Origin of the sequence: Fibrella aquatilis, assembly GCF_017353255.1 — a bacterium.
Classification (GTDB): domain Bacteria; phylum Bacteroidota; class Bacteroidia; order Cytophagales; family Spirosomataceae; genus Fibrella; species Fibrella aquatilis.
Map to the genome: position 1 here is coordinate 118,250 of NZ_JAFMYU010000019.1, position 26,838 is coordinate 145,087.

At 54.4% G+C, this 26,838-nt stretch carries 18 protein-coding genes; 15 read left to right on the forward strand and 3 right to left on the reverse strand.

Translation table 11 applies throughout. The features are described from left to right. The first annotated feature begins 51 nt into the window (after positions 1–51). The 9 genes from J2I48_RS20685 to J2I48_RS20725 all read left to right on the forward strand — a co-directional run bounded on the left by J2I48_RS20685 (position 52) and on the right by J2I48_RS20725 (position 13,456). Positions 52–264 (forward strand): hypothetical protein, encoded by a 213-nt coding sequence (locus tag J2I48_RS20685; RefSeq protein ID WP_207337405.1) that lies wholly within the window; start codon positions 52–54, stop codon positions 262–264. A gap of 63 nt (positions 265–327) precedes the next feature. Further along, the gene (locus J2I48_RS20690) at positions 328–960 is read left to right on the forward strand and encodes a SprT family zinc-dependent metalloprotease (RefSeq protein WP_229376567.1); all 633 of its coding nucleotides are present in this window, start codon (positions 328–330) and stop codon (positions 958–960) included. A 116-nt stretch (positions 961–1,076) separates the two neighbouring features. Beyond that, a complete protein-coding gene (porU, locus tag J2I48_RS20695) occupies positions 1,077–4,469 on the forward strand; it encodes a type IX secretion system sortase PorU (RefSeq protein WP_207337406.1) in 3,393 nt (1,130 codons plus the stop codon). 95 nt (positions 4,470–4,564) lie between these two features. Then, entirely contained in the window at positions 4,565–5,785 is a 1,221-nt protein-coding gene (gene porV, locus J2I48_RS20700; RefSeq protein ID WP_207337407.1) for a type IX secretion system outer membrane channel protein PorV, read from the forward strand. A gap of 61 nt (positions 5,786–5,846) precedes the next feature. Further along, positions 5,847–7,133 carry a M16 family metallopeptidase gene (locus tag J2I48_RS20705; RefSeq protein WP_207337408.1) on the forward strand — a complete coding sequence of 429 codons (1,287 nt, stop codon included), beginning with the start codon at positions 5,847–5,849 and terminating at the stop codon, positions 7,131–7,133. A gap of 60 nt (positions 7,134–7,193) precedes the next feature. Then, a complete protein-coding gene (plsY, locus tag J2I48_RS20710) occupies positions 7,194–7,838 on the forward strand; it encodes a glycerol-3-phosphate 1-O-acyltransferase PlsY (protein WP_207337409.1) in 645 nt (214 codons plus the stop codon). Beyond that, positions 7,839–9,203, forward strand: a complete 1,365-nt coding sequence (locus tag J2I48_RS20715) for a dipeptidase (RefSeq protein ID WP_207337410.1) — start codon at positions 7,839–7,841, stop codon at positions 9,201–9,203. A 204-nt stretch (positions 9,204–9,407) separates the two neighbouring features. Beyond that, positions 9,408–12,626 carry a ligand-binding sensor domain-containing protein gene (locus J2I48_RS20720; protein WP_229376569.1) on the forward strand — a complete coding sequence of 1,073 codons (3,219 nt, stop codon included), beginning with the start codon at positions 9,408–9,410 and terminating at the stop codon, positions 12,624–12,626. A 158-nt stretch (positions 12,627–12,784) separates the two neighbouring features. Beyond that, positions 12,785–13,456, forward strand: a complete 672-nt coding sequence (locus J2I48_RS20725) for a TetR/AcrR family transcriptional regulator (RefSeq protein WP_207337411.1) — start codon at positions 12,785–12,787, stop codon at positions 13,454–13,456. Positions 13,457–13,543: 87 nt separating this feature from the next. On the opposite strand, the gene J2I48_RS20730 is transcribed toward J2I48_RS20725, so the two are convergent. Together J2I48_RS20730 and J2I48_RS20735 are read right to left on the reverse strand one after the other, a co-directional pair. Continuing rightward, the gene (locus J2I48_RS20730; protein WP_207337412.1) at positions 13,544–15,610 is read right to left on the reverse strand and encodes a kojibiose hydrolase; all 2,067 of its coding nucleotides are present in this window, start codon (positions 15,608–15,610) and stop codon (positions 13,544–13,546) included. A gap of 69 nt (positions 15,611–15,679) precedes the next feature. Then, the gene (locus tag J2I48_RS20735) at positions 15,680–16,405 is read right to left on the reverse strand and encodes a hypothetical protein (RefSeq protein WP_207337413.1); all 726 of its coding nucleotides are present in this window, start codon (positions 16,403–16,405) and stop codon (positions 15,680–15,682) included. A 142-nt stretch (positions 16,406–16,547) separates the two neighbouring features. Here J2I48_RS20735 and J2I48_RS20740 point away from each other — a divergent pair, with 142 nt between their 5' ends. The 3 genes from J2I48_RS20740 to J2I48_RS20750 are packed head-to-tail and all read left to right on the forward strand — an operon-like array spanning position 16,548 to position 22,055. Continuing rightward, positions 16,548–17,795, forward strand: a complete 1,248-nt coding sequence (locus J2I48_RS20740; protein ID WP_207337414.1) for a TolC family protein — start codon at positions 16,548–16,550, stop codon at positions 17,793–17,795. A 20-nt stretch (positions 17,796–17,815) separates the two neighbouring features. Beyond that, entirely contained in the window at positions 17,816–18,898 is a 1,083-nt protein-coding gene (locus J2I48_RS20745) for an efflux RND transporter periplasmic adaptor subunit (RefSeq protein WP_207337415.1), read from the forward strand. A 7-nt stretch (positions 18,899–18,905) separates the two neighbouring features. Beyond that, positions 18,906–22,055 carry an efflux RND transporter permease subunit gene (locus J2I48_RS20750; RefSeq protein WP_229376571.1) on the forward strand — a complete coding sequence of 1,050 codons (3,150 nt, stop codon included), beginning with the start codon at positions 18,906–18,908 and terminating at the stop codon, positions 22,053–22,055. On the opposite strand, the gene J2I48_RS20755 is transcribed toward J2I48_RS20750, so the two are convergent. Continuing rightward, the gene (locus J2I48_RS20755; RefSeq protein ID WP_229376580.1) at positions 22,052–24,262 is read right to left on the reverse strand and encodes a sialate O-acetylesterase; all 2,211 of its coding nucleotides are present in this window, start codon (positions 24,260–24,262) and stop codon (positions 22,052–22,054) included. The genes J2I48_RS20750 and J2I48_RS20755 overlap by 4 nt on opposite strands. A 698-nt stretch (positions 24,263–24,960) precedes the next feature. Here J2I48_RS20755 and J2I48_RS20760 point away from each other — a divergent pair. The 3 genes from J2I48_RS20760 to J2I48_RS20770 form a co-directional block, all read left to right on the forward strand. Continuing rightward, positions 24,961–25,794 (forward strand): MotA/TolQ/ExbB proton channel family protein, encoded by an 834-nt coding sequence (locus J2I48_RS20760; protein ID WP_207337417.1) that lies wholly within the window; start codon positions 24,961–24,963, stop codon positions 25,792–25,794. A gap of 70 nt (positions 25,795–25,864) precedes the next feature. After that, positions 25,865–26,494 (forward strand): ExbD/TolR family protein, encoded by a 630-nt coding sequence (locus J2I48_RS20765; protein WP_207337418.1) that lies wholly within the window; start codon positions 25,865–25,867, stop codon positions 26,492–26,494. A gap of 129 nt (positions 26,495–26,623) precedes the next feature. After that, a partial coding sequence (locus J2I48_RS20770; protein ID WP_207337419.1) for an ExbD/TolR family protein occupies positions 26,624–26,838 on the forward strand: 215 nt, incomplete at its 3' end.

A 26,838-nucleotide genomic window follows, 5' to 3' on the forward strand; every position in this document is an offset into this window, starting at 1 on the left:
GGCAGTAGCTACTTTTGCGGCGGAAACTTTAAAGCCACCAAGACGAGTACCATGAAAAAAATTATCGCCCTCCTGTTCGTAGGCAGCGTTCTGACGTTCGCCGCTTGCCAAAGCAAACCCAAGACGGAAGAAGCCGCTGTCGATTCAACGGCTGCAGCGCTTGACTCATCAGCCGCCGCTGCTGACACGTCGGCTAAGGCCGCTGTTGACTCAGCGTCTGCTTCGATGTCAGCCGTTGCCCCTGCCGACAGCGCGAAGAAGTAATTCGTTGCCCACCGGCAACTACTCAAAAAGCCCTATTTTCGTAGGGCTTTTTTTTTTACACCGTTGCTGCACCTACTCACGTCCCATATTCCGGCGGTTGCCTTGCCCTACTGCGAGCAACTCCACGTTCAATACCCCTTTCAGTTTCGGGTGGTGCGGCCCCGCCGCACCCGCTTCGGTGATTTCCGTGTGCTGCCCGACCGGTCGATGCACATCACTGTCAACGCCGACCTGAACCCCTACGCCTTCCTGCTAACGTACGTGCATGAGGTGGCCCACTGTGCGGTGTACCGTACCTACAAACGGCCGGGACCGCCGCACGGAAAAATTTGGCAGACTATGTTTCAGCGGTTGATGACCCCGCTGCTCACCGAGGCCGTTTTTCCGCCTGATCTGCTGCCGTTGCTGCAACGCTATTTTCAGAAGCCTGCTGCCACCACAGCCGGGCACCCTGCCCTGCGGCAGGCGCTTCGCCAATATGACCCTGCGTCAACGCAATTGACTGACAAACAGTGCGTTGTTAACGTTGGGAAACCCCTTTGGACGCTGCCTGACGGGCAACCCTTTGTATTTCAGAAAAAAACCTTCGTGCGGGGTAAGCTCCGGCGTACGCGCGTCGTTTGTAAAGAAGTGCGCACCGGCCGCTCCTACGCCATCCTGGCCGACGTGCGGGTGGAAGTATTGAATGCACAATGAATAATGCACAATGTACAATGACTATCTGGCATAGGCTCTCTGCGTTAACAGCAGCTTCAGATATACGGATGAGGTTATGCCAATGGTCACTCACATTGTTCATTGTTCATTGTTCATTGTTCATTCCTTTAAAAGCCCAATCCGTGCTGCAAACGGGCAAATGGTTTAAAATTGGGGTGTTGGGAACGGGGGTGTATAAGTTGGATTATGCTACGCTGACGCAGCTTGACCCTGTTTTTAAAACCGCCGACCCGCGTCAGTTTCGCATCTATGGCAATGGTGGTGCCCCGCTGCCACAGGCCAACAGTGCCCCCCGCGCCACAGACTTGACCGAAAACGCGATTCAGATAACGGGCGAAAGCGATGGCCGGTTAGATGCCGCCGACGCGCTTTATTTCTACGCCGCCGGACCCAAAACGGTCTATTTCGACAAGGCCGAGAAACGCCTGCGTCATCAGCTTAACCCCTATGCCGACACCGCGTTTTATTTCCTGACCATTACCGACGGTCCCGGCAAGCGCATTACCACGCGAGCCGCAGGTGCGCCGCCAAACAACCGGGTCATCACTACCTACGACCACTACGATTTCTACGAACGCGACACCACCACGCTGACCAATTCGGGGCGGCAGTGGTGGGGCGATTATTTTGGCACCTACCCGCAGCAGATTTTTCCGTTTATGGTGCCGGGGCGGGTGCTGGGTGCGCCGAGTATTGTGGCGCTGACTATGGTGGGAGTGGCCCCGCGGAGTTCGTCGGTTTCATTGTCGCTGAACAGTGCCGACCTGGGCACAGCCAAATTCGATAGCGTCAGTGCCTATGAGTTCGCGCCGCGCGGGTCGTATCGGCAACTGGTTAGTCGGTCGGTATTGCCCACTGCGACAGACGAGCTACGTTTTACGATCACGTTTAACCGGGATGGCAACGGCGGTGGTGCGGCCTACATGGATTATTTCAGTATCCAGACCCCCCGCGAAATCCGGCAATATGACCGGCCCGCTACCGTGCGGGGTGGGGCGGGGCAGTACATCGCCAAACAGGCCACCATCGATTTGCTGATCTGGAACATCACCAACGTCACTCAGCCCGTTCAACAGGCCTACACGCTGACTAACGGCCAGGCTACCTGGTCGGCTCCGGATAGTTCGGCGTTTTTGCTGCACACGCTGGCGATGGCTGGTGCCCCGGTGTCGGTGAAAGCGCTGCCAAACCAGAATATCCGGGCGGCTACAACGCCTAACCTGCTCATAATCACACCCGATGCCTGGCGCGATCAGGCCGAGCGGCTGGCTGGCTTTCGGCGCAGGAATGATAACCTGACGGTGCTGGTAGTCACCACGGCGCAGGTGTACAACGAATTTTCGTCGGGCCAAACCGACCCCACGGCCCTGCGCGATGCCTGCCGATATTTCGATAAAAAACAGCCCGGCACCCTGCGCTACTTGCTGCTCATGGGCGACGCCAGTTTCGACTACCGCAACAAAACATTGTCAGTCACGCCCGCGCAGTTGCCCAACCTGATTCCTACCTACGAAAGTCGCGAGTCGCTCGACCCGGTGCGGAGCTTCACGTCTGACGATTATTTTGGGTTTTTGCAGGACGACGCCGGCGAATGGGTAGAGAATGCGTCCGGCAACCACCCGCTCGACATTGGGGTGGGGCGTTTGGCCGTGAAAACCCCCGCCGAAGCCCGCAACGTGGTGGATAAGCTCATCCGATACACCTCCGATACCCGCCTCCTGGGCGACTGGCGCACCCGCCTGATGCTCGTAGCCGACGACGGCGACGGCAACATCCACCAGGAGCAGGCCGACCAACTGGCCAGTCTGGTAGAGCGCCACCACCCCGAACTAAGGCCCCAACGTCTGTTTCTGGATACCTTTAAACAAGATACCATTCAGCTACCCGGTCAGCCCGCCAACTACATTACGGAGCGAGCGCCCCTGGTGAATCAGACCGTTAACCGTGCCGTAGATGAGGGGCGGCTCATTATCAACTATGCCGGACACGGCGGCACCACAGGCTGGGCGCAGGAACAGATTCTGACCGTTGGCGATATTTTGTCATGGAAAAACACCCGGTTGCCGCTCTTCGTGACGGCTACCTGCCAGTTTGGGCGCTACGACGACCCCAGCGTGGTGTCGGGGGCCGAACTGGCGCAACTGGACCGGGGCGGGGCCATTGGGCTACTCACCACCGCCCGTCCGGTGTATGCTAATACCAATTTCATGCTTAACACAGCCTTCTACGGAGCCATTTTTAAAGCCGTAGAGGGCAAGATTCTGCGGCTGGGCGACGTAATGCGGGATACTAAAAACAACAGCTTTAGCGACGTGTTGAACCGAAATTTTACCCTCCTCGGCGACCCCTCTATGGCCATGGCCGCGCCCCGGCTGTCAGTGGCGTTTACGCAGGTGAATGGCCGGGCTACTCCCACCGTGCGGCTCGACACCCTCCGGGCTGACCAGTTAGCGAAGCTAAAAACAGATACCCTGAGCGGTGGTCAGCGCGTAACGCTTTCGGGCGAGGTAAGAACCCTGACAACGGCTCAGCTTCAGACCGGTTTCAACGGCACGGTGCGCGTGGTGGTCTATGACAAACCCCTCAACCTGCTCACGCGCGGCACCGAGCGCACGAATCCGTTTCCGTACCGTGCCTATGAAAGTGTACTCTATGCGGGCAATGCCCTGGTGCAACAGGGTCGTTTTTCGGTGGCGTTTACCGTACCGGCCGACGTGAATCCGGCGGTAGGCTTTGGCCGGGTGTATGCCTATGCCGTCCGAGCCGACAGCACTGCTGATGCCGTTGGGGGTTACCAGAGCCTTGTTTTTGGTGGAAAAAGTACGCTGCCTGCCGATACCCGCCCACCCAGCCTGACGCTCTCGCTGGTGGGTGCCGACCCCGCCGCCACCCGCCCGCAGGTGCCCGGCCCGGTGGTGAATGTGCGTGTGCAGGTGGCCGACGACACTGGCGTGAACCTGACGCAGACCACGGCTAACCACGGCCCCACACTGCAACTTGACAACAACGCCCCCGTGCGCATTGCCGATTACTACAGCGGAACGGCCGACGGGCGGGGTGGCGAATTTGTTTTTCCGGTGCGTGATCTGACTCCGGGCACCTACCTGGTGCGGGTGCGGGTATTCGATCTTAACAATAATCCCGCCGATGCCACGTTGACATTTAGCGTATCGGACCAGCCCCCAATGAGCCTCCAAAACCTCGTTTCTGTGCCTAATCCAATGCGCGAGCAGGGTCAGTGGCAGTTTTTGCACAACCGCCCCGGCCAAAATTTGACGCTCACCTGGCAACTAGCCGATCTGAAAGGACGGATATTGACTGAGCGGCAGCAAACCTGCTACGACTGCCCCGGCACGGTTACTGTAGAGGGGTGGAATGGTATACAGTTTCCGTTACCTACTGGCATGTACCTCTTGCGTCTCCGTGCCACTATCAACGAAACGGCCGAACAGGCTACCGCCACCAGTCGTGTACTCAAAGTAGACTAAACGTTTTTTCTATACACCAGAAACCTTGTATTTTTGACGGTCGCAGCATCAGGTCTCATTGGCCTGCTTACTGACCGGCCATTAGAACTGACTCTATGAAGCGTATCTTTTCCTGCCTTTTGCTCGGTGCAGGCTACTTTATTTCACTAACCACCGCATCGGCCCAAGCTACGGGGACAAACCTGTCTGGTCAGCCCATACGTGTGCCCAACTCGGCAACACCTTTTCTGAACTTCACGCCCGATGCCCGTTCGGGTGCGCTGGGCGATGCCGGGGTGGCGCTCGATAACGCCGATGCTAACTCCATTTTCTGGAACCCCTCGAAACTGGTCTATGCCAAACAGGATGCCGGTGCGTCGGTTTCGTATACCCCCTGGCTTCGCGACCTCATCGGCGATATGTATTATGGCTACTTTTCGGGTTATAAAAAGCTGGGAAAAGACCAGGCCATTGGTCTGTCGCTGCTGTACTTCGACCTGGGTACCATCAACTTCACCACGTCGCAAGGGCTTTCGGCGGGGTCGTTCAACTCACGTGAGTACGCCCTTACGGCAAGTTATTCGCGGCGGCTGGCCAAGAATTTTTCGATGGGCGTAAACCTGAAATACCTGAACTCGAACTTGGGAGCGGGCACGTCTGTCAATGGTACGCCTATTGAAGCTGGTTCTACCGCCGCTGCCGACATCAGCGCCTATTACAACAATTCATCGCGTGATGCCGTAACGGGCAAAGGCGTTAGCTGGGCATATGGCCTGATGATCTCTAACCTGGGTGGCCGGATCAATTACGGCAGTGCCGAGTTGTACTACATCCCTACGAATTTCCGGTTGGGTGGTTTATTTACCTACCACGTAGATACCTACAACAAGTTCAACTTTGTGCTTGACCTCAACAAACTGATGGTGCCCACGCCGCCTGAATACGGTGATCCTGTAAACGGGGTTCGACCGATTAGGCGGGGACAAGACCCAAACCGCCCCTTCTTTAGTGCTGTATTTGGCTCCTTCGCCGACGCACCGGGTGGATTTTCAGAAGAGCTGAAAGAAATTACCCTCTCTACCGGGGCCGAATATTGGTACAACGATCAGTTTGCCGCCCGCGTGGGTTACTTCGGCGAATCAATCGAAAAAGGAGGACGGCAGTATGTAACGGCGGGTATTGGTGCCCGGCTGTCTACGCTGGGGGTCGATTTTTCGTATCTGTTGCCTGTTCGGTCGGGTAGTCCACTAGCCAATACCCTGCGGCTGTCGCTGCTGTTTAATTTCAACAAAGGGCAGCGCGTAGCAGAAGACACTGAAACTGCCGATACTAATTAGTCTACCTTACCCCATAAATAACACCGGCAGCTCATGCAAATGGGTTGCCGGTTTTTTTATTATGCTTCTAGACCGCACACAAGCTCCTGATTACCAACCCGTAAACGATGCCCGTTTGGTGGCTGTCGATACGCAGCAACTCGATAATGGTGCCCCGTTGTACCTCATTGCCTTTGACCAGCAGCCCGTGATGCGCGTGGAAGTAAACTTCGACGCGGGGTCGTGGTTTGAGCCGGACGAGCAGCCGGGGGCGGCGTTTTTTGCCTGGAAAATGCTGGGCGAAGGTACCCGAAGCCGCACGTCGGCGCAGATCAGCGAGGCGTTTGACCAGTATGGCGCGTTTCTGGAACTCAACAACGGCTTCGACCGGGGGAGCCTGGTGGTATACTGCCAACCCAAGCACCTGCCCAATGTGCTGCCGCTGATGGCCGAACTGCTCACCGAAGCGGCCTATCCCGAAAAAGAATTTGAGGATCTGCGCACCATGACGCTGCAAAACCTGAAAGTCAATTTCGAGAAAACAAGCCACGTAGCGTCGGTGCGTTTCCGCGAAAAACTGTTCAGCCGGGCGCACCCCTACGGGCGTAGTCAGCAGCCCGACAGTGTGGCGCGGCTTACGTCCGCCGATGCCCGGAACTTCTACGAACGGCGCATTCGGCTGCAACCGTTTCGGGTGTTGCTGGCCGGGCAGGTAGGCATCACCGAAGTAGCCCTGATAAACCAGTATCTGGGTGCGCTGCCCATTGGCCCGGCAAGCACCGAAGCTATGCCCACACCAACTATTACAACCGACCCCGCTGCTGAACTGATTGAGAAGGCCGGTAGTCTGCAATCGTCTATTCGCATGGGCCGGACGCTGTTCAAGCGCAACCACCCCGATTTTCATAAGATGCTGGTAATGAACGAGGTACTGGGTGGTTATTTCGGGTCAAGGCTGATGAAAAACATCCGCGAACAGAAAGGCTACACCTACGGTATTTCGTCGAACGTAGGGGCTTTTCGCGAAGCCGGGCAGTTCATGATCGGTACCGATGTGAAGCGCGAGTTCACCCAGCAAACTATCGACGAGGTCTGGAAAGAGATCCGGCTATTACAAACCGAACCCGTGGGCGAGGGCGAACTGATGACCGTGAAAAACTACATGGCCGGTGAGTTTGTAGGCTCATTGAACACCCCCTTCGAGATTGCCGACCGCTACAAACTGATCCTGCTCGATGGCCTCCCCACCGATTTTCTGAGCCACTACATTGCCCGAATCCGGGCCGTGACCGCCGCCGACGTACAACAGATGGCCCAGACGTATATGGCAGAGGGAAGCCTGATTGAGGTGGTAGTAGGCGGGAAATAGACTATTTTTGTAGGATAAACACACCCATACGTCATACAGTTATCCCTGTTTGTTCCTCGAATGACCTTGCTCTTTTGTGTCGCGCTGTTGCTTGCCTACCTGCTGGGATCTATACCTACGGCAGTTTGGTATGGCAAAACTTTTTTCAACATCGACATTCGGCAGCACGGGAGTGGCAACGCGGGTGCCACTAATACGTTCCGCGTGTTAGGCAAACGGGCGGGTACCGTGGTCATGCTGGTAGACGTGCTGAAGGGATTCGCAGCGGCCTCGCTTACTTATCTGTTGCGTAACGAAGGACTAACCCAAACCGAATTGCTGGGTTGCGCCCTCATTTTCGGATTCATGGCCGTGCTGGGCCATTTGTACCCCCTGTTTGCTAATTTTCGGGGGGGCAAGGGCGTGGCCACACTGCTGGGCATGGTGCTGGCCATCCGGCCCGACGTGGCGGCGGTATGCATTGGCGTCTGGTTGCTGGTGGTGATCGCTTCGCAATATGTGTCGCTGGGGTCAATGCTGGCGGCGCTGGCCTTTCCGGTACTACTGCTGCTCCGAGCATTTGGCCAACCCGAAAACCCGTTGCTGATCGGTTTTGGTTTTGGGGTATTTTTGATGGTGGTGATCACCCACAAAAAGAACATTGGCCGCATCATCCAGGGCAACGAAAGCCGCACCGTGTTGATTAAGATGAAAAAAACGAAATAGATGCTCGCAACCTATCTCTCCGACAACAAACAGCGGTTTCTGGATGAACTGCTGGACCTGATTCGTATTCCATCGGTATCGGCCGATGCCAAGTTTACGGCCGACGTGCGCCGGGCGGCCGAGTTTGTGCGTGACCGGCTGGCCGATGCCGGGCTGGACAACGCCGAGGTGATCGACACGGCGGGGCACCCCATCGTTTTCGCCGAAAAGATGATCGACCCGGCTAAGCCAACGGTGCTGGTGTATGGTCATTACGACGTGCAACCAGCTGATCCTTACGAGCTTTGGTATACGCCGCCCTTCGAGCCTACTATTCGCAACGAGCGTATCTATGCCCGGGGCGCCTGCGACGACAAGGGGCAGTTTTATATGCACATCAAGGCGCTGGAGGCTATGCTGGCTACCAACAGCCTGCCCTGCAACGTGAAAGTGATGATTGAGGGCGAAGAAGAAGTTGGCTCAGAACACCTGGGCACCTTTGTGGCGGCTAACCGCGACAAACTCGCCGCCGACGTGATCCTGATTTCCGACACGAGCATCATCAGCAACGACGTGCCCTCACTGGAGACGGGGTTGCGGGGACTGTCATATGTGGAGGTGGAAGTGACCGGCCCCAACCGCGATTTGCACTCAGGCGTGTATGGCGGGGGCGTGGCCAACCCGGCCAACGTGCTTTGCCAACTGATTGCTTCGCTGAAAGATGAGCAGGGCCGCATCACCATTCCCGGTTTCTACGACAACGTAGCCGACCTGACCGATGCCGAACGCGCCGAACTGGCCAAAGCACCCTTCGACCTGGATGAGTATAAACGCGACCTCGGTATCGGTGATGTAATGGGCGAGGCGGGCTATTCGACTAACGAGCGCACGTCGATTCGGCCTACGCTGGACGTAAACGGCATTTGGGGCGGCTACACGGGTCCCGGTGCCAAGACGGTGCTACCCTCGAAAGCGTCAGCCAAGATCAGTATGCGGCTGGTGCCCAACCAAACCCCCGACGAGATTACGGCCTTGTTCAAGGCTCATTTTGAGGCTATTGCGCCCAAGTCGGTGCATGTGACCGTGACGCCCCACCATGGCGGGTTGCCCTACGTAACGCCAACGGATTCGGTGGAGTTTGAGGCGGCCAGCCGGGCGTTTGAGCAGGCTTGGGGTAAAAAACCAATTCCAACCCGAGGTGGCGGCAGTATTCCCATTGTAGCCTTGTTTGAGCAGGAACTGGGCATCAAAACCATCCTGATGGGCTTCGGCCTGGACAGCGACGCCCTGCACTCGCCCAACGAAAGCTACGGCCTGTTCAACTTCTACAAAGGCATTGAAACGATCCCATATTTCTACGCCAATTATGCCGAAATGAAACAGTGAAGCCTAGCCCAGACGGCTTCCACGCACCAACATACTATAAACAGGAAAACCCTTCGGCGAAGGGTTTTCTTGTTTACAACCTGGCTCTGTAGTCAACTTGATGGATGGATAATGTGGAAAATAACTAGCTTAGGAGTCATTTTTCAAGCCGGAAAATTCGTATAATTCGGTTCATTTACAAGCCGTTATGGCCTAACCATGAGGATGAACAGCCAGCAACTGCCACCATTGTGGCTACTTTGCCTTTTGGCCTGGCTGATGCTGTCTGGTGTGGTCGAGGCTGAACCACTACTGCCACCTGCCCGTTTTCGGGTCGATCATATTAGCGTCGAAAATGGGCTTACGCAGGGGTCGGTCTACTACATTATTGAGGATTCGCGGGGGTTCATGTGGTTTGGCACACAGGATGGGCTGAACTGTTACGATGGCCACCGGTTTCGGACCTACCGGCCCAGCGACCGCCGGGTCGGTCAGATTCGGGGTGTCAATATTTTTGGCATCGTTGAAGACGGCAGCGGCGATTTATGGGTGGGCACAGAAGAAGGACTGAACCACTACGACCGGAAACACGACCGCTTCACCTGCTACTATGCCCACGCGCCCAAACCCGGAATGCGCCCTACGCCCTGCCGTACGCTGCCCTTTTTCGCCAATGCCGCTGAACTGCTGTACCTCAGCGACGACGAGGGCCTGGTACGGGTAGACCTGACAAAACGAACTAAGCATGTACTGAATGCGTCGCTGAAACCAAAGCATGAATATGACCTGCAAAGCTCTACTGTATTTACGAAGGCAGGTGATGTCTGGTTACATGCATCAACGGGACTGATTCGCTATAATCTGGCTTCCAGACAACTGTTTCGGTATTTTAGCAATCACCCTGAAAACGCTTTTGGGTCGTCACAGACCGTATTTTCATTTCATATTGATAGAGACAATGTTGCCTGGATTGGTACGGTAGCGGGCCTTATCCGGTTCGATTATCGGGCCGGGGTGGCGCGGACCTATGCTGTGGCTGGCACCACGCCGTTAAGTCCTATCTATAGCCTCGACGAAGATCAGAATGAACGGCTATGGTTGGGCACACAACAACAGGGCATTCTGTATTTCGACAAACGGACGCGGCTTTTCGGGAGTACCACTGCCTCGGCCAGTACCGCCCGTTTGCTTCGGCTGTTCGAGATCAACAAGATTATGGTAGACCGGCAGGGGCTAATCTGGGCTAACGTTGACCCCAATGGCGTGGTGAAGCTGGTACCCGATGCGTTTGTTTTTGGTGGTATGACCAAAGATACTCGTGCCGAAGCAGACAAAACGGTTCCGCATTTATCTAACTACACTGTCCGGGGCTTTGCCGAATATGCCGCCTCATCCGCCGACCGGGCCTTGCTGGAACCGCCGCTTTGGATAGCCACTGAACTGGGCATCAATGTGCTGAATCAGCAAACAGGGCAGGTGATGCGTCAGTATATGACCAACCACGCCCGTAGTCAATTGCCCATGCATAAGCTGGTGAAACAACTCTATACCGATCCCTACAAACGGTTGTGGGTGGGTGCGGTAGGTGGCGCTTATCTGTTTCATCCCGGCACCGACTCGTTCGAATTATTTCCCTTCTCGCCTACGGGTGTAGCAGACGCCGACATTGCCGAAAACTATGCCCGTAACCTGGTATCGATCAGTGCCGATACACTGCTCACGGCCACCGAAGATGGTATTTTTCAGCTAAGCCTGGCCCAACGCCGCTGGCAAAAATTGCCTTACCTGGCCAACGCCAATCTGTTTGCTTTCTACTGGGACGTTCAGCGGCGGCAGCTTTGGGTGGGTACCTACCTCAACGGGTTTAGCTGCTACGCGTTGCCCCCGCCGGGGTCCTCGGCTCCCTGGAAGTTGTTAATGACAGGGTTACCGGGCTATACAGTGCTCCATTTTCATGATGACACCGCCCGCAATGCTCTCTGGATTTCAACAGATAAGGGCCTGACCATGCTTGACCGGACCAATAAACGCCTCATCACGTATACCGAGCGCGACGGCCTGGCCAACGACTTCATCTATGGTGTATTGGCCGATGGGGATAACAACCTCTGGATGAGTACCAACCGGGGTATTTCGCGATTTGATTTAACCACGCACCATTTCAAAAATTTCGACTTGAGCGACGGCCTCCAAGGTCTTGAATTCAACGGTAATGCGCTGTTGAAAACCCGCAATGGACTGCTGCTGTTTGGCGGTGTCAACGGCTATAACAGCTGCCGCCCCGAACTGTACCGCAGCATTCGGTCGAATCCACCGGTGTATTTCTACAACCTTCGGGTGAATGAAGAGCCATTTCAACCTGAAGCGCCGATCAGCGAGGCCAAACGTGTAGACTTGAGTAGTGCACAGAATACGTTTTCGCTTGAATTTTCGGCTGTCGATTACCAGAGCAAAGCCCACAATCAGTATTCGTATAGACTGGATGGGTATGATACCGATTGGGTAAAAGCAGGCGAAAAAAACTATGTGCGCTACGCCAACGTGCCTCCCGGCGACTACACGCTGGAGGTACGGGCGGCCAACAAAGACGGTCACTGGAGCAATCGTATTCAGCGCCTGGCTATCCATATTAGTCCGCCGTTTTGGCGCACCCTCCCGTTTCTGATTAGCCTGCTGGCTGCGTTGGGTGGGTTGGCTGTATACTGGGTACGCCACCGCGAAGAACAACTGCGTCGTCAGCAGGCCGATCAGCTTAGGCTGGCATTTAATGTGCAGGAGCAGGCTAAGCAAGACATTGCCCGCGACCTGCACGACGAGATCGGTACGAGGCTGGCTACCCTGAAACTGTACACTACCCAACTGGCGCGGTTTGCTGGTGACGAAGAAGTGCCCCGCAACCTCCGCAATGCCATCAACGGACTCATCAACGATACCATCAGCGATGTGCGTGACCTATTGCGGGAGCTAAACCCCCGTACGCTGGCTCAGTATGGCTTTGGTCCGGCGCTGGAGGAGCTGTTGGAGCGGATTGGGTCAACGGGTGCTATTCAGACTAGTCTGGTACTTGATGCCGCGCTCAATCGCCTGCCTGCTGATACCGAGCTGATGCTCTACCGCATTGTGCAGGAGTTGATTAATAATACGCTGAAACACGCCAACGCTAGCCAAATCGATATTTCGTGCCGGTACTGGGAAGACCGTATCCAGCTCACCTACGCCGACAACGGGCAGGGCTTTGTGTATGAACGGGTGCGGCAGGGGCTGGGTATTGGCAATATTGAGTCGCGGGTGGCCATGCTGAAGGGCACCATTCAATGGCAGGGCGCGTCAGACAAGGGTACTTCGGTGTTAATCCTAGTGCCGCTACCCTATGCCGACGGCAACCCCCGGCGTACGCAGACCTCGATCAAGATGCCGTCCGTCTCCGGGTCGGCTGTGCAGTAGCCGTTCGTCGTTAGTGGTCGGCCGTACGGTATTGTAAAACATGGAGTTGCCTACTGCTGAACTAGTTGTAAAATAATCGATAGTGTAGTAAGCTACTGGTGACTTTTGTAAATGATCTCCGTCTCACCAAGGTTCCTAAACGTAGGGCGTAAACCTAAATGGAAAAGACAAAGAGAAACCGCGCCAAAACCACACAGCGCATCCTCGACGCTTTCGAGGAGGTATTGGCAGAACGAGGCTTACAACATGTTGGTGTAAACCGAGTAGCCGAGCGGGCTGGCGTAAGCAAAGTACTGATATACCGTTATTTCGGTGGCCTGGAGGGCCTCGTAGACCACTATACCAAGCGGGGCACCTTGTTTCCCACCTTTACACCGGCTGTGTTGGCGCAACTTCGCCCCGTCAATGACACTGATTTGGGCCGGGTTTGGTACCGGCAGCTTACTCAGATATTTCGCCAGTTTCGGACTAGTCAGGCAGCACGCGAGTTATTAAAAGCCAACATTATCAGCAATGACTCCCTGGCCGAAGCTGCCAGCAAAGCTATTGATGAAGAAACGCAGCGACTGATTGGCCAACTCTCGTATGTAGGCGGAGCCGACGTGCAGGCCGTATCGGCCGTCACCATTGCTGCCATGTCATACATGACACTACTAGCCGATAATAACCGCCCAATGGCTGGTATCGACCTGCGTAGTGACGAAGGCTGGAACCGCATTGAACAGGCGCTCAAACTTATCTACATCGCCTTGGGAAACACCGTTGTTCAGTCAGCCACTGTCAGCGTTGAACGAGCCGTGCCCGTCGCAGCTGAAGGACAGTGGAAATAAGTACAGCGAACAATTATCAATGAACAATTATCAACGTAGCCAGCTACCCTGAGCAAATGGTAGGTAGCTGGCTACGTTGATAATTGTTCACTGTTTCACCACTACCGTTCTTTTATCAGTTCCTATACCTTTAATAGTCAGCGACTTCCATTTCTTAGGAAGCTTGCTTTTGAGCTGACTAATGCCCGCGTCAGTGATGTCGAGGCCTCCAAAGCCGCTGAGCACGGCCTGTAGCATACCGCCTGCGCCCGTGGCAAAATAGGGGTTGGTACCACCGGCTGTCTCGGCCATTACGCTGAAAGGCGGCACCTCGTTGGGTTTGTAGCTCCGAATAAACCACTCATAGCCTTTCTCGGCATCACCCAGACGTGTGTTGAGCACTGAGAGTGTCGACCAGCCCATTGCGGGGCCGTCCTGCGCGTAGCGAGGGCCGTAGTAAGCCAGATCTTTCTGAATCCGGGATTCGTCGGTGATTATTTTTAGCGGGTAGGCCAGCAGGTTCACGTCGGCCTGTTTGATTGTCACCCCGTCATACGTACGGTTTTCTTTGGTCGTGCCATCCGGAAAGGTTAGGATCGGTATGCCCGCCGCCACTATGTTCCACTGCGGGTCGGGGGTGATGCCTAACTCCTGTGCGGCTTTGGTGGCATATTGCAGCGCTGTTTTGGCCATGCCGTTGGTGAAGGCATTGTCGTCGATGTTCTCCTGCCACTCGTTTGAGCCGATCACGTTGTTGATGTGAAACTGACCATCGGTCCCTTTCTCTACGCGGCTTTTCCAGAAATCGGCCACCTCGCGCAGCAGCGGATATCCCCGCGTGCGGAGCCATTCTTTGTCTTTCGTGGCTTGATAATAACTCCAGAATGACCAGCCAATGCAGCCCGTGATGTGATGCTGGAATGGTCCCGTTAAGGCCCAAACGGGCGTGGCCTCCTGCCCGTCGGCGTCTGACTCCCACGGAAACATAACGCCCTGGTAACCATGGCTAAAAGCATTTTGCCGGGCCATGCTCATCCGTTCAAACCGGTATTCGAGCAGCGACTTGGCAATCTCCGGTTTCAGCATCAGCAGCGGGGGGTACATCCATAGTTCGGTGTCCCAGAATACGTGCCCATTGTAGCCTAACCCCGACAGCCCCATGGGCGAGAGGCTGTAGGCCGTGCCTTCCCGTGCAAAGGAGTAGAGGTGGTAAAGCGCCTGACGTACAGCCCGTTGTGCATCAGGGTCGCCGTCGATAATGATGTCTGACTGCCAGAGTTTGTCCCATTCGGCGTTGTGGCGGGTCAGCAGGCGCGGCGTACGTTCCAGGGCGGCAAAGAGCGTGAGGCGTTCAGCTTCGTTGTGCGGGTCGGCGGTGTGGGCGGTAGAAGACACCGAACCCACCACGCTAAACCGGTAGGTTTCGCCCGCCTTCAGTTGCTTCTTAAACTTGGCCAGGTGCATGTTGTAGTCCCAGTCTTCGTGGATCACTTCTGGCTCCTGCCCGTGGGGTTCTTCGAAAATAAACGAGGTCGAAGCCGCCACCGTGTGCTTGCCTGAGGGGCTTTTGGCCACCGACGTCAGCAGACGGATGGTCACGTGAGGCCGATCAATTTCGGAGTAAAAATTCTTGACCTCCTTCAAATTTTCTGGTGATTCGAGCACCGACATCGGGCTGATTTCACAGGCAGATTTGGCCGTAATCTCAACCATTGTCAGCGCTGAGTAGGGCAGATGCCGCAGGGCCATAATGGTCTGTTTCACGCTTACTTTGTTCTGGTAATCGAACGTAGTGGTGAGCGCAGCCTTCTGCATATCGAGCGTTTGGCGGTAGTTGGCAATCGTTTTTGGCCCAATCCGCTGCCCGTCTACGTCGAGGTTCATGTTGGCGAAATTGAACACCTTCAGAATGTTCGACACCCGCCCGCGTCCGTAGGTATCGAAGGCACCGTTGAGCACCACGTCTTTCACCTTCATCGGCTCTGGCGACGACACCAGGCCAATCATACCGTTGGCTACAGTGATGCCGTAATAATTGGCAGGGTTGATATTTTGCCCCACGATTTGCCACTCGCTGGCTGATGCTGGCACCGCGTTTTGCGCAGACGAAACGGTAGGCAATGCACTGGAAAGCAGGCCAAGTAGCCCTATTCGAGCTAGAAACAGGCTCTTCATATATGATAGATTTTGGTCAAAATAAGGCCAATATAGCAAATAGCCCGATGCCCCTTCTGAAGCCGTGGGCTACTCTGGGCTGTATGTCAACTGCACAATCAGCCCCGACGAGCCATCCTGATTGTTACGTTGCCAGCCCAAGGCCAGGGGCAGGCTCTTAGTCAGGTATATTTCCAGACCTAGCCCCAACTGCCCCACGTCGTGCTGCCCCGAAATCCAGTCGCCCAGGATGTGCAGCTTTTGGTAAAAAATACCTGCATCGAATCCTGCCTGAAATCCCACTACCTGATTGCCGCCAAGGTAGCGCACGTGACCATTATACAGCCCTGCCGTAAGCTTATAGTGGTCGTCGTGGAAAGATCTGTTCAGGTTGGCATAGACATAGTGCACAAACCGGTGCTGCCCTTGGTGGGGCGTGAGGTTGAAACCCGCCTGTCCACCCAGGCCGATGTGAAACTGGTGGCCCAGCTTGAAAATTTTCTGCGCGTTCAGCAGCAATAGAGGCGAGTAAGCGTTTTCGGTGGTCGAATCGTTGCGCTGAAAACTGTGGGTTTGCGGGTAATAATCGAGGTTAAGCAGGTTGGCTCCTATTTCCCAATCCTTACCCAAACCATAATCTATGGTGGTGAGCGACCGGTAAAAGTCCTGAATGTTAAACTGTTGCTGAATGGTGAGCTTGTGTTTCTCGGCCACGTCCGATTCGGGAACGTTAAAGTAAGACTCCTGAGCCAGAGCAGGCAGACAGGCGCCGAAGGTTAATAGCAGGCCGACCAACTGTGTAAACCAATGTTTCATGACGTTGTGTAATTCTACTTGGCTACTAGGCAATCGGGATTAATGTTTAGTCATTAACACTATTTTAATAACGATTAGGCTAGTTTAAGCTGACCTTTGTGGTCCGTTTCTTGGGACTTTTCGTCGTTTTAATTTCATCCTTATGCGTTTATATTTCGCTGTGTTTTTGTGCATCTGCACATCCGCCGCAGCGCAGGACACCCTGTCGGTTACGTTGCCTCAAGCTGACAGCTTGTTTATTCGCCAGAACCTACTGGCCCTGGCGGGTCGTTTCCAGATAGAGGCAGCTCAGGCACAAATCGTGCAGGCCCGTTTGTTCGACAATCCCATTGCCAGTTTGGAATTCAATGGCTACAACCCTGGTGCCAGTCAGTTTTTCGACGTGGGCAGGGGTGGGCAAAAGGCCTTGGCTCTTCAGCAGACCATTTTGCTAGCTGGCAAACGCAGCAAGCGCGTGGCCGTAGCCACTGAGCAACGCCGCCTGACCGAACTGCAATTTGCTGATTTGCTTCGCACACTCCGGTTCGACTTGCACAGTCGGTTTTATTCTATCTATTTCACCAGCAACACGTTGGCCGTGTACCGGCAGCAACGCGCCCGGCTTACGGAGACGATTGCGGCTTTTGCCCGGCAGTATGAAAAAAACAACGTGGCTCTGCGCGAACTGGTCCGGCTGAAGGCGCTGCTGCTGCAACTCAACAATGATCAGTTAGACCTGCAAAACCAACTCACCGAGCAACAGCGGGACCTACGCATTTTGCTGCAAACGTCGGCCACGATACGCCCCATTATTCGCCCGGCCGACACTACACGCTTTGCCCGGTCATTGCCAACACTCAATGAGGCGGTCGCGCTGGCGGTCGAAAACAGACCCGATCTGAAAGGTGCCGACGTGGCCGTTCGCCAAGCCGATGCCAACGCCGCATTTCAAAAAGCCCTGGCTACACCTGATTTACGGGTAGGAGGGCTGTTTGATCAGAATGCCTCCTATACACCTAACTATCTGGGTATTACGCTCAGCATGGACCTGCCAATTCTGAACAGAAACCAAGGCAATATTCAGTCGGCGCGGGCACAACGGAGCTACCTGCAACTGGCGCAACGGCAGGCACAAACGGTAGTGGAAAACGAAATCAGGGCCGCGCTGGAAGAAATTCAGCAGACCGAAGTGGCATACCGCTCAATTGATCAGAGCTTCCCGGCGCAGTTTGACCAGCTTAATCAAAGCATCCTGCGCAACTTCGAGCGGGGCAACGTGTCGCTGATCGAGTTTGTCGATTTGTTCGAGACTTACCTGCAAAATGTACAACAGCTCAACCGCCTCAGCGCCGACCGTATCACAGCCTACGAACAATTGACATTTACCATCGGCACCGACCTATTCCGGTAACGTTTTCTTCCTCAAGACCTATGAAACCTGTCTTTATTCTTCTTTTTCTGGTGGCAACAAGCTGCGCGAAAGAACAAAAACCGGCTACTGTCGAGGTTGCCAAAACGGCCTTTGTGCTTACCGATACGATGGTCAGCCGGGTGCAAACCGAGGCCGTGCAGAGTCTGCCCATCCGCAGCCAACTGCGTTTAATCGGCCATGTAGTACCCGACGAAAACCGCCTGATCCGGGTGTTCCCGCTGGTGGGCGGCAACGTGCGCGACGTGCGGGCCGAACTGGGTGATTACGTGCAAAAGGGGCAAACACTGGCCATTATCCAGTCGGGCGAAGTAGCGGGGTATAACAAGGAAGTGGCCCAGTCGCAGGCTGAGCTACGGCTGGCCGAAAAGAACTTGAAAGTGGCCCAGGAGATGTTTACCGACAAACTCAGCTCGGAGCGCGATGTGGTGGCTGCCCGCAAGGAAGTAGAGCGCGAACAGGCCGAACAGGCCCGCCTGCGGGAGGTGTTGCAGATCTATGGAGCCGACAAGCAGTCGCAGTCGGTGGTGAAGGCACCCATTTCAGGCTATGTGCTCGAAAAGAACATCAACCGGGGTATGCAACTGCGATCTGACGATGCCAACGCGGTATTTACCATTTCGCAACTGAACGAAATCTGGGTGATGGCCAACGTTAACGAGTCGGAAATTGGGCGGATGCGGATGGGGCTGGTAGCGCAAATTCGTACGCTCAGCTACCCCGACCGGGTATTCTCCGGCCACGTCGACAAGATTTACAACGTGCTTGACCCCACCACTAAAACCATGCAGGTGCGCATTCGGCTAGCCAACGATAAGTTGCTGCTGAAACCAGGCATGAACGCCAGCGTCACCCTCGCCTTTGACGAAGGCGGTTCCATGCCCACCATTCCTGCCAAGGCGCTGATCTTCGACAAGAGCCGTCAGTTTGTGATGGTGTTTCACGACAAAGCCCACATAGACACCCGCGAGGTGCAGGTGTACCGCTCACAGGGCGACATTGCCTACATCCGCACTGGCCTGGCCCCCGGCGAAAAAGTCATCACCCAGTCACAATTGCTCATTTATGATGCCCTTAATGATTAATTAGTGAATGAACGCACTCATCAAAGCCATACTGACCTTTTCGCTGAAGAACCGATTCTTCGTGTTTTTCATGGTGGGGTCCATTGCCATTGCCGGGCTGGTTAGCTACCTCCGAACGCCCATTGAAGCCTTCCCCGACGTGACCAACACCCAGATCATTGTGGTGACGGAATGGAACGGACGCAGCGCCGAAGAAGTAGAGCGGTTCGTGACCGTGCCCATTGAGGTAGCCATGAACTCGGTGCAGCGCAAGACCAACGTCCGGTCTATCACCATGTTTGGGCTGTCGGTGATGAAGATCATTTTTGAAGACGATGTCGAAGACTTCTTCGCGCGGCAGCAGGTCAACAACCTGCTACGCACGGTGTCCTTGCCCGAAGGTGTAGAGCCTGATATTCAGCCCCCCTACGGCCCCACCGGTGAGATATTTCGGTATACGCTAAAATCCCCCACCCGTGACACACGCGAACTGCTGACGATTCAGAACTGGGTCATCGACAGGCAGTTACGGGCCGTTCCGGGCGTGGCCGACATTGTAGCATTTGGGGGTCGTGAGAAGACCTACGAGGTGAGTGTGAACCCCATGCTGCTGACCAAATACGGCATTACACCCTCGGAAGTGTACAACGCCGTGACGCAGAATAACCTCAACGTGGGTGGTGACGTGATCGAGAAAAACGGGCAGGCCTACGTAGTTCGGGGGATTGGGCTGCTGACCAACATCGCTGATATTGAGAATATTATCGTCGACGAACAGGGTGGCCTGCCCGTGCTCGTGCGCGACGTGGCGCAGGTCAGCGAGTCGAATCAGCCACGCGTGGGGCAGGTGGGCCTCGACAAAAGCGACGACGTGGTGGAGGGCATCATTGTGCAGCGCAAAGGCGAAAACCCGTCGGAGGTGCTGGGGCGGGTAAAGGAGAAAATCGCGGAGCTGAACGAGAAAGTCCTGCCCGACGATGTGACGATGGAGACCTTCTACGACCGCGATAACCTGATGAGCTATTGCACCGAAACCGTGCTGCACAACCTCGCCGAGGGTATTCTGTTCGTCACGGTAATCGTGTTCCTATTCATGGCCGACTGGCGTACTACGGTGATTGTCAGCATCATTATTCCGCTGGCCTTGCTGTTTGCGTTCTTCTGTATGCGCCTGCGCGGCATGTCGGCCAACCTGCTGTCTATGGGTGCCGTTGACTTCGGCATCATCATCGACGGAGCGGTGGTAATGGTCGAAGGCATCTTTGTGGTGCTCGACCACAAAGCCCATAAGGTGGGCATGGAGAAGTTTAACAAGCTTGCCAAACTGGGGCTGATTCGCAAAACGGGTACCGACTTGGGCAAGGCCGTTTTCTTCTCGAAACTCATCATTATCACGGCGCTGCTGCCCATTTTCTCGTTTGAAAAGGTAGAGGGTAAAATGTTCAGTCCCCTGGCCTGGACCCTGGGTTTTGCCCTGCTGGGTGCCTTGTTTTTTACCCTCACGCTGGTGCCGGTGTTGTGTTCGATGCTGCTGAACAAAAACGTGCGCGAGAAAAATAACCCGGTGGTAAATTTCTTCAATAGGATCGTCACCAATGGCTTTACCTGGACCTATGGGCATCAGAAAATCAGCATGCTGGCGGCCCTGCTCTTCATGGGTCTCACCTTCGCGTCGGCGTCGCTGTTGGGTACCGAGTTTTTGCCGCAACTGAACGAAGGTGCCCTTTGGGTGGAGGCCAAACTGCCCATGAGTTCGTCGCTGGGCGAGACCGTGAAAATGGTGCATACCCTCCGCGAAAAGCTGTCGGGCTTCCCCGAAGTGCGGGGTGTGCTTTCGCAAACGGGCCGTTCCAACGACGGTACCGACCCGTCGGGGTTCTATTACGTGCAGATGCAGGTGAACCTGAAGCCCAAAAAAGAGTGGACCCGTAAGATCACCACTGATGGATTAATCGAAGAGATGGATGCCAAACTGAAGCAGTTTCAGGGTATCAACTATAACTATTCGCAGCCCATCATCGACAACGTAGCCGAGGCCGTAGCGGGCATGAACGCCAGCAACGCCGTTAAGATTTTCGGCAATGATCTGGACGAGCTAGACAAGTACGCCAACGAAGTGATTGGTGCTATCCGCGACGTGCCGGGGGTGAAAGACGTGGGTATCTTGCGCAATGTGGGCCAACCCGAACTGAGCATCTATGTCGACAAACAGAAGATGGCGTTCTACGGCGTTCGCGTGGGCGATGCCGAGTCGGTAATTGAGATGGCCATTGGCGGAAAAACAGCCACCCAGCTCTATGAGGGCGAAAAACGGTTCGACATACGGGTACGTTACCAACCTGATTTTCGCAAAAACGAAGAAGACATTGGCCTGCTGATGGTGCCCACGATTCGGGGTGATAAAATTCCGCTGAAAGAGATCTCGACCATCAAAACCCTTACTGGCCCCGCCTTTGTGTACCGCGATAAAAACAAGCGGTTCATTGGCGTTAAATTCTCGGTCCGGGAGCGCGACCTGGGCGGCACCATCGCCGAAGCTCAGCAGCGAGTACGCGAAAAAGTGAAGTTCGAGAAAGGCTACGAAGCCGAATGGACAGGTGAATTTGAGAATCAGGTGCGAGCCACCAAGCGGCTGGGTCAGGTAGTGCCGCTGAGTCTGGTGGCTATTTTCGTGATCCTGTTTGTACTCTTCGGCAATGCCAAAGACGCGGGCCTGGTACTGCTGAATGTGCCGTTTGCGCTCATTGGGGGCATTTTAGCCCTCCACGCTACCGGCACCATCTTCGGCATTTCGGCGGGAGTAGGATTCATTGCCCTGTTTGGCATCTGCGTGCAAAACGGCGTAATTCTGATTTCGGTATTTAACAATAACCTGAAAGAGGGCATGGATATCGATAAGGCCATTGCCGAAGGAGTGCAGTCGCGGATTAGGCCGGTGGTGATGACGGCTATGATGGCGGCCATCGGGCTATTGCCTGCCGCCGTCAGCAGCGGCATTGGCTCCGAAACGCAAAAGCCACTGGCCATCGTGGTGATCGGGGGATTAATTACGGCCACCATTCTGACCCTGCTGATCTTCCCTATCATCTACCGGTTCTTCAACCGCCGCATGGCCCACGGCATACCCCCACGGCTACCACGCGGGCGTAAGGTGAAAGTGAAGGCTATTCCGGCTTAGTCTACCCTAAAATCAACAACAGCTTCGTCGTCTTCGCCGGTGGGAGTGGGCAGGCCGTTGCCGGGGGTAGAATCGGGGTCGGCGGGGGTAGCGTACCGAAGTTGAGCGCGGGTCTGTTTCACACCAACGGCCATTACCCTGGCTCGAAACTGCATCGACGTAGACCCATTCATGGGTAACGAACTGATTGTTCCAGATATGCCGCCACCCCCGGCCCCCATGTCGTTGCTGTCGACAAACTGAACGCCAGCGGGCAGGTAGGCCGTAACGCCTATGTTGCTGGCCGTGGCACCGCCTGCATTGGTAATAAATAAGGTATAGGTAACAAGATCATTGAGCCTGAGTGCCCGGCTACTGACCTGCATTCGCAAGCTCAAATCGGCTAGGTTGGGCACCGGCGCGGGTTGATTGCTTTGCAGGGCCGGTAGTGGCACCTGGTTGGGGTTTGGTGAAGGGTAAATAGGGCCACTATTGCCCACTCGCAGATCAAGTTGGGCGGTATCGTCCTGGCCATCAGCGGTTCCGGTGGCAGGTTGGCTATCGCGATCTGTGGGTGTGCACTGCATGATTTCGGCCGCCACCAGATATTGCCCCGCTACCTGCACCGTCAGCCGAAACGCCATGGTGTTGCTCACGCCGCTGCCCAGCGTACTAATCGTGCCACTCACGATTCCGTTGGCCACGCTTACATTGCCCGAAACCGGCAGGGCGGTTGTGTTGGCAGGAAGCCGACACTGCCAGCCAATCGCCGAAGCCGACAGTGGGCCATCGTTGGTAGCGGTGATGAAAATAGTGGTCGAGTCGCCAGGGTTCAGCACCCGCCGCCGGGCGCTACTGCTGAGACGTACATCAGTATCGCCAACGAGTGCGAACATAGGCGTAGGTGCCCCAGCCACTACTGGATTGGTTGACACTACCCGAACTCGGTAGTTGCCAGTGCTAAGTGAATCGGGCCAACGCACCCGTATAGGCGAACTGGCCCCGATGCCCAGTGTAGCCTTAAAACGCCCTCGGCTGTCAAGCACCTGCACCTGCCATTGGTTACCAGCATTGTAGGTGCCCAAGCTGGCAAATTTCACCGCTACACTGTCGCCGCCAAAAAACACCCCGCCCTGCGCCGTAGCTACTGACTCCGTTGCAGCAAAGTGAATGGGCAAAATAGGCTGGGCTGTTTGGAAGAAACTGGTATTTAGGCTATTATTCCAGTTTCGGGCAAATCGCGAAAGGCCCATGTTGAACGGAACAGACGGGCCATTGTTGAGGTAGTAACGTGGGTGGGGCGTGGGACGCAACGCATTACCGAAGTGCACGTTAGGCTGCCCGCTGTTCCGGTTTAATATGGTATCGTTGAGAGGGCCTTCAAATACGCCAAAGTTGGGCGTTTGTATCACCTGATTTTGTTGTGCTACTACGGCCGGGGTGGTTGTCTGTCCATCGAAAGAAGCCCTTGCCACTACCCAGGGCATGGTTCGCCCGTTGAAATCCTGCCTTGCCTGCCGAATGAGTGAATCGAGCCGGGCGGCATAGAGCGGAATGGTTGATGATTTCGCATTTTCAGACTCGCCCTGATGCCACAGTACAGCCCGGAAGCCCCCAATGGTGCCGTAGTAGTTCATGACCTGCCGCAGGTTGGTATAGGGTTGCAGGTTAGGCCAGTTAGCTACACAGTAATAGAGGTTACAGGCTGGTATGCCATGAGCGGTGTTATTCCAGTTTTCAATAATAGACGAATCCCAGCCGGCGTTATAAAAAGCAACAGGAACATTAAACCGGTTCACGATATAGTCGCCCAGTTCAGCCCAGCCCCACGAACTTTCGCCCATCGGAAAAATTCTCTTCCCGGCTGTAAGGGGTACGTAAGTAGCGTAGGGCATTGGCGTCCCGGCCGAAAACAGCGCGGGCAGGTTCGACGGATAGTAGTGGTTGATAGTGTCAATGCCAGAAACCCTGTCGGTATCGGTGCCAAGGTCATTATCACCGATGCCAAAGCCCCGCGCGTTTGACTGCCCCGCCGTGATAAACACCTCACCAATACCTACAGGCTGAACCGTTGCCTGAGCCACCATCACACCGTTGCGTATGGCTCGTACTGTGAGCACATACCAGCCACCCGCGCCTGTAATGTAGCCCATGACAAGCGGGCCGGGGTGGGTTTGCACCGTCTGCCAGGCAGAGGCTACACCCTGCCCTACAGCTATGGGCGTCAATTGTGCTTCAACAAAATCTGCCGCCACCGTTAAATGTCCTGCAATAGACAGATGTCCTTGGTTGTCCGTTCCGCGTTGCGTAACGAACCGGGTGGTAGGAAATGTGATCGTTAGTTGAGCATTGACTGGTTGAACGAGCAATAGATAAAGACAAATTAATGGATAGGATAGACGAATCATGCCCTAAAGTAAACTGAAGGACTCAATATCACTGTGCGATTAGTATACGAAACAAAAATCTACTTATACTATAGATTTGATTAGAAAAAATACCTTTCTATGGGTTATGGAATCATGCCGGCACCTGCATCTTTCAGACTAATAAGTCGTTTTATACGATGAAAGGAGATTTTTTCATACTATGGACTCTTACCGTGCTCCTCCAAAAATACAATCATTACCTACCGAAGACCTTTTGGTAGGCATGAACAGAACAGGGCTGAGTGTCAATAACTTCGGCACCCTGCATTGGGGAAACTCTGGGCATTTTTGTTCTATAAAATAGTGAGAAAATTACAATTCATATTTTTTTTACAAAGCACGCGTACCGGTTTCTGGACAGAAAAAACGTAGCTTTGTAAGAGCATTCAGGGTAGTTCTCCGAAATTTTATTTCCCGAAACGCCTTCGTTGTAAAATTTTCACTTTTTTTACGTTCAAAACCTAACTTTCAATTCAACCCCAACAGTACACAGTTCAATGAAGACACAATCTGCATCCCCAGCACCCGCAAAGGCAGCCGCACCTAAGAAATCGTCAGGTGGTTTAAACCCGGTGTTTGTCATTCCGATCCTGTTCATCTTGGCTGAACTGGCGTTCCATTTCTTCTTTGGAGATGGCAGCCACTTCCAGGGCGGTGACAACTCGAAAGAACCAATTCCCGGCGACTACATAGGTACTGTGTACAAAGGTGGGTTTATCGTACCGTTCCTGTTCACCTGTCTGCTCTGCGTACTGGTTTTCTCTATTGAGCGCTTTATCACGATTGGCCGCGCCAACGGTACGGGTTCTATCGATGAGTTTGTCCGTAAGATCAAATCGCTCCTTGACCGTAACGAAGTAGCTGCTGCCATCTCAGAGTGTGACAAGCAGAAAGGGTCAATTGGTAACGTAGTGAAAACTGCCCTGCTGAAATATCAGCAACTGGCTACCGACACCGGCATGAACAAAGAACAGAAGCTGGTTGCCCTTCAGAAAGAAGTGGAAGAAGCAACAACGCTGGAACTGCCTATGCTGGAGAAAAACCTGACCATCATTGCCACGCTGGCATCGGTATCCACCCTGATTGCCCTGTTGGGAACGGTATTGGGTATGATTCGTGCCTTCGCCGCCATGGGTGCAACGGGTCAGCCCGACACCGGTGCGCTGTCTACGGGTATCTCTGAAGCCCTGGTAAACACGGCCATTGGTATCGGTACGGCTGCCCTGGCCACGATCATGTACTCGTACTTCACGAGCCGCATCGATACGCTGACCTACAATATTGACGAGATCGGCCTGAGCATCCAGCAGAACTTTGCTGCGCACAACTAAGCCGACGTTTGCGTTATTCAATTGGTTTACCCGCCTGTAACCGGGTGGGTAAACCGTAACGAACGATCCAATGCCAAAAGTTAAAGTTAAACGGGCCAGTTCAACAGTCGATATGACGGCGATGTGTGATGTAGCGTTCCTGCTGCTCACCTTCTTTATCCTTACCGCCCAGTTCCGGTCTCAGGATGCCGCCACCATCGAAACACCTTCGTCTATCTCCAGCATCAAGGTGCCGGACAAGGACATCATGATCATATCGCTGGACAAGCAGGGTAAAGTCTACTTCGGCATCGATGGTCAACCTACTCGTATTGCCATGCTCGAGAATATTGCCGCAGCCAAAGGCATTTCGTTTACTGACAAGGAAAAGAAAGAATTTTCGTTGTTGAGCAACTTTGGATTACCCATCGCTCAGATGAAGTCGTACCTCAACTTGTCGCATGAGAAAAAAGCACTGGTTAAAGAGCAGCCAGGTATCCCAACGGATACTACCGGTGCCGGGCCAACTAATGAATTGAAGGAGTGGGTGTATAACGCTCGTAAAGCCAACAACAACCTGCGTATTGCCCTGAAAGGTGATAACCTGGCTAAGTTTCCGGCTTTCAAGAACGTGTTAGCCACGCTTCAGGCGCAGAATATCAATAAATTCAACTTGGTTACGGGCACAGAAGCGCCACCAGCCGGTTGGAAAGCAGACTAAAAGTGGCTGCTTGTCTCTTGGTTAACTTAACTCTTCTTTTTTGTGGAAACCTTGAGGTGACTGCATCTATAGGGAAACATAGCCAACTAAGTACATAAGCAACCTGTAACACTCTAACATTTTTCCCTCATGGCAGAAATTAACACCGGTGGAGGTGGTGGCAAGAAAGGGGGAGGTAAAGTACGGTCTAAGAAAGCTTCAACGCGTGTCGATATGACGCCGATGGTAGACCTGGGCTTCCTGCTCATTACCTTCTTTATTCTGGCTACCACCCTCAGCAAGCCATCGTCGATGACGCTGAACGTGCCGGATAAAACAAAAACTGAAGAGACCGAACCTATTAA

Coding starts and splice junctions, on each gene's coding strand:
- J2I48_RS20685 (WP_207337405.1), top strand. CDS start 52: ATGAAAAAAATTATCGCCCTCCTGTTCGTAGGCAGCGTTCTGACGTTC.
- porV (WP_207337407.1), top strand. CDS start 4,565: ATGAAGCGTATCTTTTCCTGCCTTTTGCTCGGTGCAGGCTACTTTATT.
- J2I48_RS20705 (WP_207337408.1), top strand. CDS start 5,847: ATGCTTCTAGACCGCACACAAGCTCCTGATTACCAACCCGTAAACGAT.
- plsY (WP_207337409.1), top strand. CDS start 7,194: ATGACCTTGCTCTTTTGTGTCGCGCTGTTGCTTGCCTACCTGCTGGGA.
- J2I48_RS20715 (WP_207337410.1), top strand. CDS start 7,839: ATGCTCGCAACCTATCTCTCCGACAACAAACAGCGGTTTCTGGATGAA.
- J2I48_RS20720 (WP_229376569.1), top strand. CDS start 9,408: ATGAACAGCCAGCAACTGCCACCATTGTGGCTACTTTGCCTTTTGGCC.
- J2I48_RS20725 (WP_207337411.1), top strand. CDS start 12,785: ATGGAAAAGACAAAGAGAAACCGCGCCAAAACCACACAGCGCATCCTC.
- J2I48_RS20730 (WP_207337412.1), bottom strand. CDS start 15,610: ATGAAGAGCCTGTTTCTAGCTCGAATAGGGCTACTTGGCCTGCTTTCC.
- J2I48_RS20735 (WP_207337413.1), bottom strand. CDS start 16,405: ATGAAACATTGGTTTACACAGTTGGTCGGCCTGCTATTAACCTTCGGC.
- J2I48_RS20740 (WP_207337414.1), top strand. CDS start 16,548: ATGCGTTTATATTTCGCTGTGTTTTTGTGCATCTGCACATCCGCCGCA.
- J2I48_RS20745 (WP_207337415.1), top strand. CDS start 17,816: ATGAAACCTGTCTTTATTCTTCTTTTTCTGGTGGCAACAAGCTGCGCG.
- J2I48_RS20750 (WP_229376571.1), top strand. CDS start 18,906: ATGAACGCACTCATCAAAGCCATACTGACCTTTTCGCTGAAGAACCGA.
- J2I48_RS20760 (WP_207337417.1), top strand. CDS start 24,961: ATGAAGACACAATCTGCATCCCCAGCACCCGCAAAGGCAGCCGCACCT.
- J2I48_RS20765 (WP_207337418.1), top strand. CDS start 25,865: ATGCCAAAAGTTAAAGTTAAACGGGCCAGTTCAACAGTCGATATGACG.